Origin of the sequence: Serinibacter arcticus, assembly GCF_004786095.1 — a bacterium.
GTDB classification, from domain to species: domain Bacteria; phylum Actinomycetota; class Actinomycetes; order Actinomycetales; family Beutenbergiaceae; genus Litorihabitans; species Litorihabitans arcticus.
Genome location: NZ_RHPJ01000002.1, coordinates 977,763 through 996,122, shown reverse-complemented (window position 1 = coordinate 996,122; position 18,360 = coordinate 977,763). Strand labels below are relative to the sequence as shown.

The 18,360-nt window shown below is 74.3% G+C and carries 14 protein-coding genes; 7 read left to right on the top strand and 7 right to left on the bottom strand.

The genetic code is table 11. The features are described from left to right. Positions 1–159: 159 nt before the first annotated feature. The 3 genes from SERN_RS09045 to SERN_RS09035 all read left to right on the top strand — a co-directional run bounded on the left by SERN_RS09045 (position 160) and on the right by SERN_RS09035 (position 2,119). Positions 160–450 carry a hypothetical protein gene (locus SERN_RS09045; protein WP_135849743.1) on the top strand — a complete coding sequence of 97 codons (291 nt, stop codon included), beginning with the start codon at positions 160–162 and terminating at the stop codon, positions 448–450. 59 nt (positions 451–509) lie between these two features. Then, positions 510–1,070, top strand: a complete 561-nt coding sequence (locus tag SERN_RS09040; protein ID WP_135849742.1) for a hypothetical protein — start codon at positions 510–512, stop codon at positions 1,068–1,070. 227 nt (positions 1,071–1,297) lie between these two features. After that, entirely contained in the window at positions 1,298–2,119 is an 822-nt protein-coding gene (locus SERN_RS09035) for a response regulator transcription factor (protein ID WP_135849741.1), read from the top strand. Positions 2,120–2,161: 42 nt separating this feature from the next. On the opposite strand, the gene SERN_RS09030 is transcribed toward SERN_RS09035, so the two are convergent. From SERN_RS09030 to SERN_RS09010, 5 genes are all read right to left on the bottom strand, one after another. Continuing rightward, positions 2,162–3,349 carry a diguanylate cyclase domain-containing protein gene (locus tag SERN_RS09030; RefSeq protein ID WP_135849740.1) on the bottom strand — a complete coding sequence of 396 codons (1,188 nt, stop codon included), beginning with the start codon at positions 3,347–3,349 and terminating at the stop codon, positions 2,162–2,164. Further along, positions 3,307–4,968, bottom strand: a complete 1,662-nt coding sequence (locus SERN_RS09025; RefSeq protein WP_135849739.1) for a sensor histidine kinase — start codon at positions 4,966–4,968, stop codon at positions 3,307–3,309. The genes SERN_RS09030 and SERN_RS09025 overlap by 43 nt, the downstream gene beginning before the upstream one ends. Continuing rightward, the gene (locus SERN_RS09020; protein WP_135849738.1) at positions 4,965–6,491 is read right to left on the bottom strand and encodes a sugar transferase; all 1,527 of its coding nucleotides are present in this window, start codon (positions 6,489–6,491) and stop codon (positions 4,965–4,967) included. The genes SERN_RS09025 and SERN_RS09020 overlap by 4 nt, the downstream gene beginning before the upstream one ends. Before the next feature lie 356 nt (positions 6,492–6,847). After that, entirely contained in the window at positions 6,848–7,687 is an 840-nt protein-coding gene (locus SERN_RS09015; protein ID WP_135849737.1) for a DUF3027 domain-containing protein, read from the bottom strand. A gap of 1 nt (position 7,688) precedes the next feature. Continuing rightward, complete coding sequence (locus SERN_RS09010; protein ID WP_135849736.1) at positions 7,689–8,072, bottom strand: cold-shock protein; 384 nt, start codon at positions 8,070–8,072, stop codon at positions 7,689–7,691. A 108-nt stretch (positions 8,073–8,180) separates the two neighbouring features. Here SERN_RS09010 and SERN_RS09005 point away from each other — a divergent pair, with 108 nt between their 5' ends. Both SERN_RS09005 and SERN_RS09000 read left to right on the top strand, forming a co-directional pair. Next, complete coding sequence (locus SERN_RS09005) at positions 8,181–10,487, top strand: helicase-associated domain-containing protein (protein ID WP_135849735.1); 2,307 nt, start codon at positions 8,181–8,183, stop codon at positions 10,485–10,487. 64 nt (positions 10,488–10,551) lie between these two features. Further along, positions 10,552–12,237, top strand: coding sequence for a DNA repair helicase XPB (locus SERN_RS09000; RefSeq protein ID WP_135849734.1), 1,686 nt, complete (start codon positions 10,552–10,554; stop codon positions 12,235–12,237). Between the two features lie 87 nt (positions 12,238–12,324). On the opposite strand, the gene SERN_RS08995 is transcribed toward SERN_RS09000, so the two are convergent. Both SERN_RS08995 and SERN_RS08990 read right to left on the bottom strand, forming a co-directional pair. Further along, the gene (locus SERN_RS08995; protein ID WP_135849733.1) at positions 12,325–13,350 is read right to left on the bottom strand and encodes a type IV toxin-antitoxin system AbiEi family antitoxin domain-containing protein; all 1,026 of its coding nucleotides are present in this window, start codon (positions 13,348–13,350) and stop codon (positions 12,325–12,327) included. Positions 13,351–13,614: 264 nt separating this feature from the next. Continuing rightward, positions 13,615–15,195 (bottom strand): MDR family MFS transporter, encoded by a 1,581-nt coding sequence (locus tag SERN_RS08990; protein ID WP_135849732.1) that lies wholly within the window; start codon positions 15,193–15,195, stop codon positions 13,615–13,617. Between the two features lie 176 nt (positions 15,196–15,371). Here SERN_RS08990 and SERN_RS15975 point away from each other — a divergent pair, with 176 nt between their 5' ends. Both SERN_RS15975 and SERN_RS08980 read left to right on the top strand, forming a co-directional pair. Next, positions 15,372–17,474, top strand: coding sequence for a TPM domain-containing protein (locus SERN_RS15975; protein WP_158292620.1), 2,103 nt, complete (start codon positions 15,372–15,374; stop codon positions 17,472–17,474). A gap of 84 nt (positions 17,475–17,558) precedes the next feature. Continuing rightward, positions 17,559–18,320 carry a PspA/IM30 family protein gene (locus SERN_RS08980; RefSeq protein WP_135849730.1) on the top strand — a complete coding sequence of 254 codons (762 nt, stop codon included), beginning with the start codon at positions 17,559–17,561 and terminating at the stop codon, positions 18,318–18,320. Positions 18,321–18,360 lie beyond the last annotated feature (40 nt).

Here is an 18,360-nt window from a genome sequence, read left to right as displayed (position 1 = left end):
CGCCCATACCAAAAGCGAACTCGATGCTTGAGTGTTTACGTCCAAGAAACGCAACGTTTCTGAACTGGCCTTGCAGAACTGTTTGGTTTATGTAAGGTTCAAGGAGTGATGGCCCACCGGGCTACCGCGGACCCCCTGTTCAGACAGCTCGGAGACCTCATGACTCGACTCCTCAGGCCGATCGTCACCGCGACGGCCCTGATGCTCGTCGGCGTCGCAGGGCCGGCCGCCGCCTCCACGAACGCCGCATCACCCGCCTCCGTGGATGAGACGTCCGTCACCTCCGCCGTCATCGCCCAGCCCGGCAGCGCGGTCAACTCCGCACTCGTCGTGTCGCTCGCCGCGGGCATCGTCAGCGGTGCCACCGGCGCCGCCTACCTCGTCCGCCGCAGCCGGTGCCGCACCGGCACCACCGTCGTGCGGAACGACCTCGAGGTCGTCTCCGTCTGAGCGTCAGCTCGCACACGAACCACCCAGCACGTCCACCCGTCGTCCGAAGGAAGAACACCATGAAGCGAATCCTCGCCGTGGGTGCCACGCTGCTCGCGCTCGTCGCGCTGCCGGCCGCCGCCCAGGCCTACCCCGCCCCGCCCGTAGCCGCTGCCGTCAGCGACCCGTCCCCCGCTGTCGGCGAGACCATCTCCATCACGGCTGACGGTCTCGTCGGCGCCGAGACCGCAACGCTGACCGTCGTCTCAACCCCTGCGAGCATCCCCGACTCCGCCATCACGATCGCGGGAACGGCTGCCCTCACCAAGGACGTCGTGAACGAGTCGGTGACGTTCGCGTTCAGCGCCTCGCAGGACGGCATCTACACCGCGACCATCACCACGGACAACGGTCTGACGATCCCGGCCCAGGTCATCACGGTCGGCAACCCGCAGATCGGCGGCGGCACCGGCAGCGGTTCGGGCTCCGGCTCGGGAAGCACCGGCGGCTCCGCCTCCACCGGCGGCCTCGCCAACACGGGCGCCTCGGTCGGCGGCCTCGCGGCCCTCGCCGGTGGCCTCCTCGTGGTCGGTGCCGGTGGCACCTACCTCGTCAAGCGGGGCTCGCGCAGCAACGCCTGATCCTCGCTCGCCGGTCGGTGCCCTCGACCGGCAGCACACGACGGCCGTCCCGCACCTGTGCGGGGCGGCCGTCGCTGTGTTCACAACAGCCCTCCGCACGGTCAGCATCGCCTGCCGCAGCATCAGCGCAAGGAGAACCCAAGGGTGCCGCAGAATAGCCTCCAACCATCCACAAGAACGGGTTGCGCTCCCCTGCGCGTCCGGCAAGGCTTGTACTGTCTCGGAACATGAGCACACCCACCCGCAGCGTCGTCATCGTCGAGGACGACCCCGACGTCCGTCGCCTCCTCGAGATGGTCCTGCGCCCCGCGGGGTTCGACACCCACTCGGCCGCGACCGGGCTCGAGGGAGTCGACCTCGCCCGTGAGACCGACCCCATCGTCGTCACCCTCGACATCAGCCTGCCCGACATCGACGGCTTCGAGGTCGCGCGCCGCATCCGCACGTTCTCGGACGCGTACATCATCATGCTGACGGCGCGCGTCGACGAGATCGACGCCCTCATGGGTCTCGAGTCCGGTGCCGACGACTACATCACCAAGCCGTTCCGGCCGCGCGAGCTGCGCGCCCGCATCGAGGCGATGCTCCGCCGCCCACGCACCACCGAGCGCTCCGGCGCCGAGGGTGCCGAGGGCACCCTCACGACCGCGGCCGCCACCCTCGCGCCGCCGGTCGGCCCCGGCGGCCTCGAGCCGTTCCCCCAGGGCCCCGTGCGGGCGCAGGACGAGCGCGGCCGCGACCTCGTCGTCGACCGCCTCGCCCGGACCGTCACGCTGGCCGAGGACGACGTGCACCTCACGCGCAGCGAGTTCGACATCCTCGCCCACCTCGTCACGGTTCCCGGCCGCGTCTCCAGCAAGGAGGACCTGGCGCGCATGCTGCGTCACGGCCGCGAGGACGCCTCGGCGCCCGTGGAGCAGTCGGAGAACCGCCGGCTCGACGTCCACATGGTCAACCTGCGCCGCAAGCTGGACGACGACAGCAGCAACCCGCGCTGGATCGAGACCGTGCGGGGTGTCGGCTACCGGTTCCGTCAGCCCCAGAGCTGAGACGGGCCGAGCTCGTCCCTGACCGCCCGTCGGTCCTGTCGCTCAGCGACGGGGTCGGCGGGCGTTCTCGTCCTCGCCGACGGCGGCCGCGGCCCGCGTGATCAGCGCGTCGAGGTCCTCGTCCCCCACCGCGAGACCGGTGGACACGGTCAGGCGCAGCGCATCGGCGTCGACCTGCACGCGGGAGGCGCGGATCGCGCGGCGCACGTCCTCCGCCCAGCGCGAGGCGAGCGGCGCGTCGTGGTCCGGGAGGATCGCCACGAACCGGTGCTCGGTGTGCTCGCACAGGCCGACGGCGCCGCCGCGGGGCACGATCTCCAGGAGCACCGCCGCGACGAGCTCGCGCGAGGCCTCGAGCATCCGGGAGCCGTAGGCCTCCCGCAGCGTGTCGGGGTCGGCCACGTCCACCACCACGACCACGACCTCCTGCCCGCGCCCGCGCGCCTGTGCGAGCAGCTGCTCGCTGCGGCGCGTCAGCCCCTCGGGCGTGCGGACCCCGAGCGTGGTGTCGAACAGCGGGTCGGCGAGCTGTATCGCGCCGCGCTCCCCCGCCCGCAGCAGGATCACGCCGATCCCCGCCGCCGTCATCGCGAGGGCGACGGCGAGCGAGGCCATCCCGGGCTCCAGCACGCCGGCCACGATCGCGCTGCCCTCGCCGGCCGCCAGCGCCACGAGGAGGCGGATCGCCAGGGCCGCGCCGACCGTGCCGAGCGCGAACGCGATCACCACGCCGCCGAAGTAGCGCACCAGCGGTCCGCGGACCACGGCGGCCGTGGTGGCGATCGCCCAGGCCGCCACCCCGACGTGCACGAGCTCGTGCCCCGTCAGCGCGGTGTCGCTGCCGAGCGCGGCACGCACCGCGACGGGCTCGACGGCGGCGACCAGCACGCCCGTGACGGGCGGCAGCCACAGCAGCGTGCGGTGGCCGGAGAAGACGTGCGCACCGGCCCACAGGGCGCCCACGGCTGTCACCACGAGCCCGGAGGCCACGGGTCGCGCCCACGTCGCCTCGGGCGTCTCCGAGGCCATCAGGCCGCCGAGGTAGCCGAGCCCGGCCGCGAGGAGCGCCACGGCCCAGCAGACGTCGGGCGCGGTGAAGCCGCGGCGCACCACGTCGGCGCCGTACACGGCGGTGATGAGGCTGAGCACGAGGTACTCCACGACCATCAGGGTCCCGGGGTCGAGCATCAGCGCACCAGCTCCCCGGCCGGCGCCGCGGTCGCCGCGCACGGCAGCAGGATCTCCGCCTCGGTGCCCACGCCCTGGCGGCTGCGCACGTGCACCTCGCCGCCGTGCCGTGCCACGATCTCGCGCGCGACGGGCAGGCCGAGGCCGGTGCCGTGGCGAGATCCGCGCATGACCTCGGGAGCGCGGTAGAACCGCTCGAACACGCGCGCCTGGTCGGCCTCGGCGATGCCGATGCCCTCGTCGGTCACGACGAGCACGACGCCGTCGATCCGCGCGGCCAGCCGGACCGTCACGTGTCCGCCGGGCTCGGAGTACAGCACCGCGTTCGAGACGAGGTGGTCGACGGCGTGGCGCAACCGATCGCGGTCGCCGCGGACGGGCCACGCGCCGTCGGTCTCGTCCACGAGCACCACGCGGGCGACGGCGGCGTCGTACCGCGCCCCCGCGAGGCTGTCGCGCGCGATGGCGCCGAGGTCGTGCAGCCCGTCGTCCAGGACCACCTCGCCCTCGCGCAGCTGCGAGGCGATGGCCAGGTCGTCCACCATGCGCAGCACGCGCTGGGCGTTGCGGTCGGCGACGCCGAGCAGCTCCCCCAGCTCGGCGGGCACCTCCCCGCCCTCGCGCACGAGGTCGAGGTAGCCGACCACGGACGTCAGGGGCGTGCGCAGCTCGTGGGAGACGGCGCGCACGAAGTCCTCGCGCCGCTGGATCGCGCGCTCCTCCTCCGTGAGGTCCTCGAACAGCACGACGCGCAGCGGCCGGGAGCCGGCGGGCGCGGGCAGGGCGACGGACGTGCCGCGCACCGCGGTGCGGTCGCCGTCGGCGTCGCGCCACCACTGCGTCTCGGCCTCGAGCGGCTCACCGGCGACGGCGCGGGCGGCGAGCGACCCGGGGGCGTCGTCGTCCTCCACGCCGTTCTGCACGCGCCACGGGTGCACCGCGTCGGCGTCCACCGGTCCGTACAGGTGCTCGACCTGCGGGTTGGCCAGGACCACGCGCGACCCGTCGAGCACGAGCACACCGGCCGGCAGCGCGGCCAGGATGCCCTCGAGCATCTCGCGCTCCAGCACGAGGTCGTCCAGCAGCTGCTGCAGCGTGCCGTCGCGCTGCGCCAGGAGGCGGCTGCGCGCCTGCCGGCTGCGGTCCATCCGAGCGACCGTCACGGCCACCGTGGTCAGGACGAGCGGCAGGATGATGAGCGAGGGCAGGTGGGCGGACGTGATGGCCACGGGCGTCGCGATCAGCGGCATCCACGCCACGAGCATGCCGCCGGCCACGCCGAGCGCCGAGGCGAGCGGCCCGTGCGAGCGCGCGAGCGTCAGCACGGGGAAGACGGCCAGCATCGCCACGGGAACGTTGCCCGCGGTCAGGACGCCGAGGGCCAGGAGCCCGAGCAGGGGGACCGCCGTCGGGGCGGAGGGGGGAAGCCGTCGCCACGGGAGCGCGAAGGCCAGCCCGGCCGCTACCGTGCCGATCGAGACGCCCAGGAACAGGTGCGGCCCGCGGCTGAGGTGGTCGGAGAACAGCACGAGGACGACGACGAACGCCGCGCCCGCCGCGAACAGCGGCGCGTTGTCGAGGAACACGCGCGAGCTCGAGCGGACGTTGACGCGCACGCGTCGCAGCGGCCCGAGGGCCGCGACGCTGGGGACCCCGCTCAATACGCCCCCTCGCGCCGCAGCACCGTCAGCACGGTGCGGGCGATGAGGGCGAGGTCGCCGGTGATCGACCAGTTCTCGACGTAGACGAGGTCCAGCCGGACGCTCTCCTCCCAGGAGAGGTCGGAGCGCCCGCTGACCTGCCACAGGCCCGTGATGCCGGGCTTGATGAGCAGGCGGCGCGAGACGTCGCCCTCGTAGGCGGCCACCTCGCTCGGCAGCGGCGGGCGCGGGCCGACGACGCTCATCGAGCCGCCCAGCACGTTGAGGAACTGGGGCAGCTCGTCCAGCGACAGCTTGCGCAGGACCTTGCCCACGCGGGTGATGCGCGGGTCGTCCTTCATCTTGAACAGCAGCCCGGCGCCCTCGTCCTGCTCCTTGAGCCTGGCGAGCACCTCCTCGGCGTCGGTGCGCATGGAGCGGAACTTCAGCATCGTGAACGGCTGCCCGTCGGCGCCGATGCGGACCTGGCGGAACAGCGCGGGACCGCGGTCGCCCAGCCGGATGATCAGCGCAATCAGCAGCAGCACGGGCGAGAGGAGGACGACGGCGGTGAGGCTGAGCACGATGTCCAGCAGCCGCTTGGTGACGTAGGTCAGCCCGGTGAACTGCGGCAGCGTCACGTACACGAGCGGCAGACCCTCGACGGGGCGCAGGTGCAGGCGCGGGCCGGCGATGTCGGTCAGCCGGGACTCCAGGATGAGCTCGGCGTGCGTGCCCTCGAGGTCCCAGCCCAGGCGGCGCACGTCCTCGCGACCGCCCGGCATCTCCCCCGCGACCACGACGACGTCGACGGCGGCCGAGGAGGCGCCGCGCACGAGCGAGGCCCGCGGGATGCGCGGGAGGACTCCCCCGCGCAGGTCGTCGACCGGACGCAGGTCGTCGTCGAGCACGCACGCCGCGACGGGGCGCAGACCGGCCGAGCGGTTCTTCGCCAGCGCGCGGGTGAGGCGCTGCACGTCGTCCCGCCGGCCGATGATCATGGCGTGGTCGACGTAGGTGTCGCGACGGCGGGCGCGGTCGAGGTACTGGCGCCAGCACCACCGGTTGGCGAGGACGAGCACCGCCCCGAGCGGGAGCGCGATGAGGAAGTAGCCGCGGGAGACGGCGACCTGCAGGAGGAAGGCGAGGATCGCCGTCGTGCCGAAGGCGAGCAGCGTGGCGTTCAGCACGCGCTGGTACTCGAGCACACCGCTGGACAGGATGCGCGGCTGGCGCGAGCGCGTGGCCGCGAGGAAGAACATCCAGATGAGCGCGATGACGCAGCCGACGAGCGTGTAGTCCACCTGCACCCAGCCGACCTGGACCTCGACCGCGGCGCCGAGCCAGAACGCCTGCGCGGCGACCATCGTGACGGCGATCGCCATCGCGTCGGTGACGGTGAGGATGAGCTGGATGCGAGCGTGCCACTCGGGCGGGCCGACGACGCGGCGCGCGGGGGGCGCGGCGAGGGTGGGAGAGGCGGGGCGGGTCGGGGGCTTCGCTGCGGGCGGGGCGTCGGCGTCGGTGCGCTGCCCCGCGTTCACTACAGGTGTAGAGCGAGTGGCGGTGGCCGCGGTGGGCTCGGGAGATCCGGTCTCGCCTCCCCCGGTGACCGCAGAGCCACGATGCACGAGCTCCAACCCCTTCCAGGCGCGACACAGTCGCACCTCGTGTGCGAACGACCGCACGAACAAACCTATGGATGGTGATCGACGATCCGGCGACGAATCGATATCGAACACGTAACGAAGTCAAGAAACAGCGAGTACTGGCTTCAGTTTACGTATGTATCCGCGCAGGGCAACGGGACGTCGCCCACGCCACAGTCCGTGGACGGATGGGAACGGTTTGACGGCGTCGGCCGCGAGGGGCGGCTCGATGTGGAGCGTGCCCCCCGGGGTCAGGAGGGGTCGGACGCCTCGTCGGGGAGCTCGGCCGTGTCGAGCGTGAGCTCGTCCATGAACGGTGCGTTCTCGGGCCAGACGGACTCCACGACCTCGCGCGGGGCGGGGGTGTCGGAGACCTGGTCGAGGCGGACGATCCTGCCGTCGTCGGGCGAGAACTCGTTGACGCAGACGCCGTAGACCTGCCCGAGCACCCCGGTCAGCGGGACGATGAAGGCGTTCGGGTCGGTCGCGAACGAGCGACCCCGCACGGGGAGACGGGTCTCCCAGCGGTCGGCGGCGTCCAGCAGCGTCTGGCGGCTCGGGACCTGCTCGCGCCAGGCGCCGAGCTCGATGATCGCGCTCGCGTCGCGGCTGACGTCGACCGGGTCGCCGTCCTGCGGGTCGTAGCCCGGGACGACGCGGTCGTCCACGGCGTCCTGCGGCAGCACGTCGTTGGGGCCGACGTCGCCGGGCGTGAGCCGCTCGGACCACGGCAGCCAGGCCGGGGGCAGGAGCGCGCCGTCGCCGGGGAGCAGCTCGACCTCGCACACGGTGACGGTCTTGGAGCGCGAGACGCGCGCGACCGTGACGGTCCAGTGCCAGCCGCGGTAGCCGGCGGCGGTGCTGGCGAAGCGGTGGCTGCCGAGGCGCTCGGCGTCGTCGACGTAGCCCAGGTGCTCACCGACGTCCTCGACGCCGGAGGTCTCCAGGGCGGCCTGGCGTGCCTGCTCGACGGCGGCGGCCAGGACCGCGTCGCGGCGCGGCCTCGCGGAGGCGCGGCGGGCGGGGGTGGTGGGCGTCTCGGCGGGCGTGGGCGTGCCCGCCTGCGTGTCGGACTCGGCGGTGGTGGTCATCTCAGGCCTCGAAGTCGTCGGCGACGATGCGCATCACGGAGGCCAGCCGCGAGGCCAGCTCCTTCTCGGGGTAGCGGCCCTTGCGCAGCGAACCGGACGCGCGGTCGAGCAGCTTGATGAGGTCCTCGACCACGGGCGCCATGTCCTCGGCGGACCGGCGCTGCACGCGCTGGACGGAGGGGACGGGGTCGAGCAGGGTCACGGACAGCGCCTGCGGACCCTTGCGGCCGTCGGCGACGCCGTAGTCGACGCGCGAGCCGGGCTTGGGATCGGTGACCTCGGCGGGCAGCGCGGACGCGTGCAGGAACACCTGGGAGCCGTCGTCACCGGCGATGAAGCCGAAGCCACGATCGGTGTCGAAGAACTTGATCTTGCCTGTGGGCACGAAGGGGTCCATTTCTTGCACGGGGCGAAGCACGAGTGAGGCAGCAGCCATGCTACCGGCCAGGTCGGCGGCGATGCCCCCGCTCCCCCGCGCGCTAGCGTGGGGACGATGGCCACCCCACCCCCGAACCCACCGCAGGGCAGCACGGGCTCGCCCACGCCGGCCGATCTCACCGACGACGCGCTCGCCGCCCTCCTCCAGGCACGGCCCGATCTCGCGTCCCCGCTTCCCGGCTCGTTCACCGCGCTCGCCGCCCGCGCCGCGACCGTCCGCTCGGTGCAGCTCGCCGTCGCCGGGCTCGACACGCCGCACCTGGCTGCGCTGGACGCCGTGGTGGCGCTGACGTCGCCGACGCTGGCGCCGATGGCGACCGCTCCTGTCACCACCGCCGCGGTCGCCGCTGCGACCGGGCTCGAGGACGCCGCCGTCCCGCTGACCGGGCTGGTCGGGCTCGCGCTGCTCGTCGCCGTCGCCCCCTCCCCCGCGGCGCCCGACGGCGCGTGGCTCCCCGGCGCCGGTGTCGCCGCCGCGCGTCCCCGGCCCGCGGGGCTCGCGATCGCCGTCGAACCCGTGGCGGGCTCGACCGCCGCCGTCGCCGCGACGGAGGGGCTCACGCCGCCGGCTCGCCGCATCCTCGACGCGCTCACGTGGGGGCCGCCGGTGGGGACGTTCGGGGCGCCCGCCGAGCCGGCCCCGGTGGGCTCTGCGGGCACGGCTGGCGACGCGTCCGACGCGCCCACCGCCGGCGGCGTCGCGCTCGCCGTCGAGGAGCTGCTCGAACGCTCGCTCGTGCGCCGCACGGCCGACGGCGGCATCGTGCTGCCCGCCGCGACGGCGATCGAGCTGCGCGGCGGCCGCACCCACCGCGACCTGACGGCCGTCCCCCCGACGGCCCCCGCCGCCGTCGTGACGCCGGAGACGGTCGCGGCCGAGTCCGCGCGCGCCGCGCTCGAGCTGCACCGCCACCTGGCGGACCTGACGGAGACGTGGGCCGTGCACCCGGCCGGTGCGCTGCGCTCGGGCGGGGTCGGGGTGCGCGAGATCCGGCGCACGGGCACCGCGATCAAGGCGGACGAGCGCACCACCGTGCTGCTCGTCGAGCTCGCCGCCGCCGCGGCCGAGATCGGGCAGGCGCACGACGACGACGGCGCGCTCTGGGCGCCCACCCGCACGCACGACGGCGACGCCCCCACCCTGCGCTGGGCGCGCCTCGCGCACGTCTGGCTGCACAGCGAGCGAGCGTTCGCGCTCGTGGGGACGCGGGCCGACGACGGCGCCCTGCGCGCCGTGCTCGAACCCGGGCTGGAGCGGGGCTGGGCGGCCCGGCTGCGCCGTCGGGTGCTCGAGGCGCTCGCCGCGTGGCCGACCGGGAGCGCCCCCGACCTGGCCGCCGTCCGCGGCCACCTCGACTGGCACACCCCCGTCTCACCGCCGCCCGACTGGGCCGTGGCCGCGGTGCTCGCCGAGGCCGACCTGATCGGCGTCGTGGCCGCGGGCGCGCTCAGCCGGTCCGGTGCGGCACTGCTGGCCGGTGAGGACGTGCCCGCGCTCGCGGCGACCCTCGAGGCCGACCTGCCGCCCGCCGTCGAGGAGATCCTGCTGCAGGCCGACCTGACCGCGATCGTCCCCGGCCGCCCCAGCCGCGCCATCGAGGAGCTGCTGGAGCGCGCCACGGACGTCGAGTCGCGCGGATCCGGCGTCACGGCGCGCTTCACGACGGCGTCGCTGAGCCGCGCGATCGAGGCGGGGCTGACGGCGTCGGACGTGCTCGCCACGCTCGCCGCGCTCAGCCGCACGCCCGTGCCCCAGGCGCTGGAGTACGCGATCCGCGACGCCGAACGACGCCACGGCGGGCTGCGCGCCGGTCCGGCGTCGTCCTACCTGCGCAGCGACGACGCGGCCCTGCTCACCGCGCTCGTGGCCGACTCCGACCTCGCGCTGCGGCTGCTCGCGCCGACCGTCGCGATCTCGCAGCTGCCCGCCGGACGACTCGCGCTGGCGCTGCGCGGGAGCGGGCGGGCGGTGCTGATCGAGGGGCCGGACGGCGTCGTCGTCGCGACCGCCGAGGAGTCGGAGACGCTCGCCGCCCCGCCGCGTCGCGCACGCGTGGTCACGACGGCGACGGCGGAACTGGACGACCTGCTCGCCGCCGTGCGTCGGCTGCGCGAGGCGGAGAAGGTGGGCGCGCGCGGCGGCGGGGCGGGCGACCCGGCCGACGGCGTGGCGCTGCTGCGGACGGCCGTGCGCGACGCGGCGCACGTGTGGGTGACGATCGTGGGGCCCTCGGGGGCGGCCGACCGCCGTCGTCTCGCCCCGATGCGGGTGCAGGGCGGTCACGTGATCGCGCGCGACCTCGAGCGCGGCAGCGACCTGACGATCGCGCTGCACCGGATCGCGGACGTCGAACGGATCTGACGGGGCTCGGAGGACTCCGGGACACGAGGGACACCTTCGGCGGGATACCTGGGAGGATGGTCGGATGCCCGACGGCCCCCTGATCGTCCAGTCCGACAAGAGCCTCCTGCTCGAGGTGGACCACCCCGACGCCGGAGCGTGCCGGCGCGCCATCGCCCCGTTCGCGGAGCTGGAGCGCGCGCCCGAGCACGTCCACACCTACCGCCTGACCCCGCTCGGCCTGTGGAACGCGCGCGCCGCGGGCCACGACGCCGAGCAGGTGGTCGACACCCTGGTGCGCTACTCGCGCTACCCCGTGCCGCACTCGCTGCTGGTCGACGTCGCCGAGACGATGTCGCGCTACGGCCGGCTGCAGATCCTCACCGACCCGGCGCACGGCCTCGTGCTGCACGCGCTGGACCGGGCCGTGCTGGAGGAGGTGCTGCGCTCCAAGCGGACCCAGGGTCTGGTGGGGACGCGGCTGGACGACACCTCCGTCGTCGTCCACCCCTCCCAGCGCGGCCACCTCAAGCAGGTGCTGCTGAAGCTCGGCTGGCCCGCCGACGACCTGGCCGGCTACGTGGACGGTGAGGCGCACGACATCGCGCTCGCCGAGGACGGCTGGGCGATGCGGCCCTACCAGGCCGAGGCGGTGGAGACGTTCTGGCACGGGGGCTCCGGCGTCGTCGTCCTGCCCTGTGGTGCCGGGAAGACGATCGTGGGGGCCGGCGCGATGGCGGCGGCGAAGGCGACCACGCTCATCCTCGTGACGAACACGGTCAGTGCGCGGCAGTGGCGCGACGAGCTCGTGAAGCGGACCACGCTGACCGAGGAGGAGATCGGCGAGTACTCCGGTGCGCGCAAGGAGATCCGGCCGGTCACGATCGCCACGTACCAGGTGCTCACGCTGAAGCGGAAGGGTGCCTACCCGCACCTGGAGCTGCTGGACGCGCGTGACTGGGGCCTCGTGCTCTACGACGAGGTGCACCTGCTGCCCGCCCCGATCTTCCGCATGACGGCGGACCTGCAGGCGCGCCGTCGGCTCGGCCTGACCGCGACGCTGGTGCGCGAGGACGGGCGCGAGGACGAGGTGTTCTCGCTCATCGGGCCGAAGCGCTACGACGCCCCGTGGAAGGACATCGAGGCGCAGGGCTACATCGCGCCGGCCGACTGCGTGGAGGTGCGGCTGTCGCTGCCCGAGACGATGCGGATGACCTACGCGACGGCGGAGCCCGAGGACCGCTACCGGCTGGCGGCCACCGCGCCGGGCAAGATCGACGTGGTGCGGCAGCTGCTGGCGAAGCATCCGCAGGAGCAGACGCTCGTGATCGGGCAGTACCTCGACCAGCTCGAGGAGCTCGCCGCCTCTCTCGATGCTCCCGTGATCACGGGGGCGACCACCGTGACGCAGCGGCAGAAGCTGTACGAGGCGTTCCGGTCCGGGGAGATCCGGGTGCTCGTGGTCTCGAAGGTCGCGAACTTCTCGGTGGACCTGCCGGAGGCGGCCGTGGCGATCCAGGTGTCCGGCGCCTTCGGCTCGCGGCAGGAGGAGGCGCAGCGGCTCGGTCGGCTGCTGCGGCCCAAGGGCGACGGGCGGTCGGCGTACTTCTACGCGGTGGTCGTGCGGGACACGGTCGACGCCGACTTCGCGGCGCACCGCCAGCGGTTCCTCGCGGAGCAGGGGTACGCGTACCGGATCGTCGACGCCGAGGACCTGGCGTCGCTGGACGCGGCCGACGGCGAGCGCGAGGCGGCCGACGGCGGGGAGTGACGCCTCTGAGTCGTCGACTGTCACGTCTGCCTCGGGCAGCCGCCCGCAACCGAGTCAGACGTGACAGTCGAGTGGGCGGCGGACCGTTCAGGCAGCCCGCCCGGCCCGGCCGAGCTCGTCGCGCACCGTGGCAGCGATGACGTGGGTACCCAGGTGGCGCCAGCCGTAGTGGTAGACGACGTGCGCAGCCCGGGTGAGGGAGTTGTCGCGGGCGTTGTCGATGTCGATCTGTCCGTCTCGGCGGTGGTGCCCGCCATCCATCTCGATGACGAGCAGCCGACCTCCGCCCAGCTCCCACACCATGTCGCAGCGGCCGATGAACCGTCCACGCGCGTCCAGCACGACACGCTGGAGGTCATCGGGTGGGACTCCGGCGTCGTGACACTCGAGGCGCGCCCGTGTCTCCAGGGGCGACTCCGCACGCCCGTCGACAAGGGTGAGCCACCGGCGCAGCGAGCGAACCCCGCGACTGCCCGCCAGGAGATCCGTCAGGACTGGGAGCGCGGAGGGCGAGATCGCCCCCACCTGCAGCGCGCTGTCGACGACGGCGACAGCGTGTTCCCTGTCCATGCCGGGCAACCCCTGCGACAGCGCCCACAGTGGTCCGGCGATCGTGACGCCGCCGACCTGGACCAGCTTCGGATGGCCGTCGATCGCGGCGTGCCGCTCGAGACGGCGGGCGCGGGCCTGGGCGCTGGACCGCAGGTGCACCCCGGACAGCGACGTGAACTCCGGGACGTAGTGCAGCGGCAGTCCGTGAACGCCTCCCAGCGCGAGCGCGCCGAGGCCGACCACCACCACGTCCGGGCCGCCGGCCAGTGCGGCCACCAGGGCCCGCTGCCGCGCGCGCGCCCCCCAGTCACCCCTCGGGACGGCGCCGGGGTCCACGAGCAGCACACCCCGGGTGATCACGCGCCAGTCACCACGCGCCGTCAGACGGTCGATGCGCCCAGGTGGCATTCCCGCCGCGACGCACTGTCGCCGGCTGAGCAGACCGAGCTGTCGCGCGGCGAGTTCGACGAGGGCCGGGGGCACGTCGATGGTCCGACTCCGCGCCCCGGTCCTGGTACCGGAGCCGAGCGTGGCGTCCAACCTGGCGAGAGGATCGGTCATCCGGAGAGACAACACGGTGACGGCAGGCCTGCGCCGGCGCGGCCGATGACGCTGTAGACAGTCCAGCCGGTACCGCGGATTGGGGACAGTTCGGGGCCACGCAGCTGCGGGCGAGGCAGCCCGGCTGACTCGCCCGCTCGCCCCGTGCCCCTCAGCCACCGGCCGACGACGATCGACTGGCACGTCTGCCTCGGTTGGGGAGGGCTTAGCCGAGGTAGACGTGCCAGTCGATGATGGGGGCCGGGGGCGCACCGCCCCCGGCCGTCAGTGGACGGGCGCCGCACCCTCCGGCGTCGCCGGCACCGAACGCGGCAGCATCAGCGCCGCGAGCGCCGCGGCGCCCATCACCCCGGCCCCGACCCAGAACGCACCGTGCGCGCCGGTCGAGATCGCGTCGACCTCGCTCGCACCGCCGGCCAGCGCCGACGTCTCGCGCACCGTGAGGATCGCGACGGACGCCGCCGTCCCGGCCGCGCCCGCGAGCTGCTGCAGCGTGCCGATCGCGGCCGAGCCGTGCGGCACCAGGGAGCCGGTGAGCGAACCGAGCGCGAGCGTGAACATCGGGGTGAACACGAGCGCCATGCCGAGGCTCATCATGACGTGACCGCCGAGCACGACCCACGCGCTCGCCGGCCCCGCGGCCAGGACCACCAGGCCGGTCGCGCTGAGCGCGAGGCCGGGCACCACGAGCGGCCGGGGCCCGATCCGGTCGTACACCCGGCCCACCACCGGTCCGAGGAGACCCATCGCGAGGGCGCCCGGCAGCATCAGCAGGCCGGTGGAGAGCGGCGTCAGCCCCAGCGCCCCCTGCAGGTAGAGCGGGAGCAGCAGCATGACGCCGAACATCGCGAACATCGCGAGGCACATCAGGAGCACCGCGAGCGAGAACTCCCGCACCGTCATCACGCGGACGTCGAGCAGCGCGCGGCCCTCGCGGCCGAGCGCCAGCTGGCGCCACACGAACGCACCGAGCGCGAGCGCGCCCACCACGATCGGCACCCACGCCGGCACGATCGGGTCGGACTGCGCGGCCTCGCCGAGACCCGACAGGCCGTACACCAGGCCGCCGAACGCGACCACCGCGAGCGGGACCGAGACGATGTCGAGCGGGATGCTGGCGGGCGTGCTCGTGTCGCGCACCCAGCGCGCGCCGCAGACCAGCGCGATGATCGCGATCGGCAGCACCAGGCCGAAGATCCAGTGCCACGTGAGGTTGATCAGCACGAAGCCGGACGCGCTCGGGCCGAGCGCCGGGGCCGCGGCGATCACCAGCGAGACGTTGCCCATCACGCGTCCGCGCTGCGACGACGGCACGATCCTCATCACGGTCGTCATCAGCAGCGGCATCATGATCGCCGTGCCGGACGCCTGGACGACCCGCGCGCCGAGCAGCAGCTCGAACGACGGCGCGAAGGCGGCGAGCGCCGTCCCCACCGTGAACGCGGACATCGCCAGCAGGTACGCCCGGCGCGTGCCGAGCCGCCCCAGGAGCCAGCCCGTCGTCGGGATCACGACGGCCATGGTGAGCAGGAACGCCGTCGTGAGCCACTGCCCCGTCGCGGCGGTGATGCCGAAGTCCGCCATGATCGGCGGCAGCGCCACGCCCATCGTGGTCTCGTTGAGGATCACGACGAACGCGGACACCAGCAGCAGGACCAGCAGTCGCAGGTTGGCGGGCGTCAGGCGGTCGGGGACCGGTGCGGCGTCGTCGACGGCGAGGGCCGCGGGCGGGACGGGGGCGACGACGGCGTCGGACGCGTCGGCGATCACGTCGACGGCGTCGGCGACGCGCACGGGCGAGCCGTACCCGCCGTCGGGGCCGGAGGTGGGGGTGCTGCTGGACATGCGTGGGCCTCGTTCGTCGCGGGTCGGTGCTGCCGGTCACCCGAGGTGACGCAGAGATGTCTCGTGTCGGGCAACGACCTCGGCGGCCTCCGCATTCCCTCGTACCGCCGTCCACGGGCAGCTCTCCCCGGCCGACGTCGTTGCGCCGCACCGCCCCGGACGCCAGGATCGAGGGCATGACTGCTCGCGGCACGACCCCGGCCCTGTCCGCCCGACCGCCCGCGACCCCGCTGATCCGCGTGCTGTCGGCGCTCGCGGCGGGCCTCGCGCTGCTGGTCCTGACGTCCGGCCTCCTCGCCCCCCGCGCCGCGGCCGACGCGCCGCTGCGGCTCGACGGCCGCGTCACCGACCTCACGTCGCAGGGCGTCGTCGGGAGCACTGCCGACGCCGAGGCCGCGATCTCCGCGATGGAGACCGACGGCGACTACCGCCTGTGGGCCGTCTACGTGGACTCCTTCGACGGCGTCGACCGCATCGAGTGGGCCGACACCTCCGCAGAGCTGTCCGACCTCGGCGAGGACGACCTGCTGCTCGCGATCGCCGTCGAGGACCGCGACTACTACATCTCCGCGACCGACACCGTCCCCGACTCCGTCTACGACCGGGCCGACGCCGCCGCCGCCACCGCCCTCACCGCGGCGGCCGACCAGGGCGCCCCGTGGGGCGACGCGACCGTCGTCGTCGCCGAGGCCCTGCAGGGCGGGTCCGGCGGGGTGTCCGGCGTGACCGGCCCGCTCGTGGTCGGCGGCGTCGTGGTGGCGGGGGCCGCCGTCGGCATCGGCGTGGTGGCATCCCGACGGCGTCGCAACGGCAACGGCGCCGGCACCGGCCGCGCCGGCGCCCCCCAGGGCCAGACCACCGAGCAGCTCGTCGCCCAGGCCGGTCCGGCCCTGGTGGAGATCGACGACGACCTGCGCGAGTTCGAGCAGGACCTCGGGTTCGCCGAGGCGCAGTTCGGGGCCGAGGCGACCCGCGAGTTCTCGGCGTCGCTCGCCCGGGCCAAGCCGCAGGTCGCGCAGGCGTTCGCGCTGCGCAAGCAGCTCGACACCCTCCCGGAGGGCGACGACGCCGGGCGCCGCGCCGTCGCGACGCAGATCCTCCAGATCTGCCAGGGCGTCTCGCAGCAGCTCGGCGCGCAGGCCGAGGCGTTCGACGCGCTGCGTCAGGAGCAGGCGACCGTGCCCGCCACGCTCGAGGAGCTCGGCCGCCGCGCCGAGGAGCTGCGCGGCCGGGTCGAGCCCGCACGCGCCACCCTGGTCAACCTCGCGGTGCAGTACCCGCCGACGGCGCTCGCGTCCGTCTCCGCCAACCCCGACCACGCCTCGCAGCTGATCGAGGGTGCGGGCGGCAGCGTCGTCACGGGCCAGCAGCACGTCGCGTCCGGGGACGCGGCGGCCGCCGTCGCACAGGCCCACGTGGCCCGCAACGCGCTGACGCAGGCCGCGGCGCTGCTCGACGCCGTCGACTCCGCCCAGCAGGACCTCGCGAACGCCGCTGCCCGGCTGCAGCAGGCGACCGCCTCCATCACGGCCGACGTGGCCGACGCGGACCGGCTCGCCCCGGGCGACCCCGCCCTCGCTCCGCTCACGGGGGCGGCCAGGCAGGCGCTCGCGACGGCGTCGTCCGCCACCGCGCCCGGCGGCGACCCGCTCGGCGCCCTCGCCGCGCTGGCCGACGCCGAGTCCGCCCTGGACGCGGCGCTCGCCCCGCGCCGGGAGCAGGCCGAGGTCGCGCAGCGCGCCCGCGCGCAGATCGGCGAGCGCACCGCGCGCCTCGACAGCGCCATCCGCTCGACGAACGCCTACATCGACGCCCGCCGCGGCGCCGTCGGCCCGGAGGCCCGCACGCGGCTGGCCGAGGCGATCCGGCTGCTCGGCGTCGCCCACGAGGAGAGCGCGACCGACCCGCAGCGCGCTGTCGCCACGCTGCAGCAGGCCGAGGGTCTCGCGGGATCGGCGAGCCAGCTCGCGCAGGCCGACGTGGCGCAGTGGGAGCAGCAGCAGACGCAGCAGGGCTACGGGTCCTCGGGCGGCGGCGGGCTCGACCTGGGCTCGCTCATCCTCGGCGGGATGCTCGGGAACAACGGCGCGCGGCGTCGCTCCTCGTGGGGCGGCGGGTCGTCGTGGGGCGGCGGATCGTCCTGGGGCGGTGGCGGCGGCTCCTCGTGGGGCGGCGGCGGCTCCTCGCGCCGGTCCAGCAGCAGCAGCCGGCGCTCGAGCGGCAGCAGCCGCCGATCCGGCGGCGGCTCGCGCGGCCGTTCCGGTGGCGGCCGGTTCTAGGCTGGCACCACGCTCTCGGACGACGGCGCCGCCGCCGTCCCTCAGACCACCGCCCGTCGGGCGGTCAACGGAAGGGCACGACGCATGGCAGAGAAGCAGACCATCCTCGGACGGATCAGCCAGCTGGCGAAGGCGAACATCAACTCGCTCCTGGACCGTGCCGAGGACCCGGAGAAGATGCTCGACCAGCTGATCCGGGACTACACCAACAACATCGTCGAGGCCGAGAACGCCATCGCGCAGACCATCGGGAACGTCCGCCTCGCGCAGGCCGACCTCGAGGCCGACCGCGCCGCCGTCACCGAGTGGGGCGCCAAGGCGGCCGCCGCCGCCGCGACGGCCCAGCGCAAGGCGGGCGAGGGGAACGCCGCCGACGCCGACCGCTTCACGCAGCTGGCCCGCGTGGCCCTCGGCAAGCAGCTCGAGTTCGAGCGCGAGGTCTCCTCCAGCGCCCCGCTCGTGGCGTCGCAGGCCGACACCGCCGAGAAGCTCAAGGCCGGCCTGGCCGGCATGAAGGACAAGTTGGGACAGCTCAAGAGCAAGCGCGACCAGCTCGTCGCGCGCGCCAAGGCCGCCCAGGCGCAGCGTCAGGTGCAGGACTCGATCGGCTCGATCAACGTCCTCGACCCGACGTCGGAGCTCGGGCGCTGGGAGGACGCGGTGCGTCGCGAGGAGGCGCACGCCGCCGGCCAGGCCGAGCTCTCCGCCTCGAGCTTCGAGTCGCAGTTCGAGGCGCTCGAGTCCGAGGGTGACAAGACCGAGATCGAGCTGCGGCTCGAGGCGCTGCGCAACCCGGGCGGCGTGCTGCCCGCGGCCGGCACGCAGGACCAGATCACGCAGGGCTGATCCGGCACTCCCACCCACGCGCGACGGCGGGCCCCGGGGA

Bases quoted from the DNA above. Each gene is read 5' to 3' on its own strand.
- SERN_RS09045 (WP_135849743.1), top strand. From the start codon at position 160: ATGACTCGACTCCTCAGGCCGATCGTCACCGCGACGGCCCTGATGCTC.
- SERN_RS09040 (WP_135849742.1), top strand. From the start codon at position 510: ATGAAGCGAATCCTCGCCGTGGGTGCCACGCTGCTCGCGCTCGTCGCG.
- SERN_RS09035 (WP_135849741.1), top strand. From the start codon at position 1,298: ATGAGCACACCCACCCGCAGCGTCGTCATCGTCGAGGACGACCCCGAC.
- SERN_RS09015 (WP_135849737.1), bottom strand. From the start codon at position 7,687: ATGACCACCACCGCCGAGTCCGACACGCAGGCGGGCACGCCCACGCCC.
- SERN_RS09005 (WP_135849735.1), top strand. From the start codon at position 8,181: ATGGCCACCCCACCCCCGAACCCACCGCAGGGCAGCACGGGCTCGCCC.
- SERN_RS09000 (WP_135849734.1), top strand. From the start codon at position 10,552: ATGCCCGACGGCCCCCTGATCGTCCAGTCCGACAAGAGCCTCCTGCTC.
- SERN_RS08995 (WP_135849733.1), bottom strand. From the start codon at position 13,350: ATGACCGATCCTCTCGCCAGGTTGGACGCCACGCTCGGCTCCGGTACC.
- SERN_RS08990 (WP_135849732.1), bottom strand. From the start codon at position 15,195: ATGTCCAGCAGCACCCCCACCTCCGGCCCCGACGGCGGGTACGGCTCG.
- SERN_RS15975 (WP_158292620.1), top strand. From the start codon at position 15,372: ATGACTGCTCGCGGCACGACCCCGGCCCTGTCCGCCCGACCGCCCGCG.
- SERN_RS08980 (WP_135849730.1), top strand. From the start codon at position 17,559: ATGGCAGAGAAGCAGACCATCCTCGGACGGATCAGCCAGCTGGCGAAG.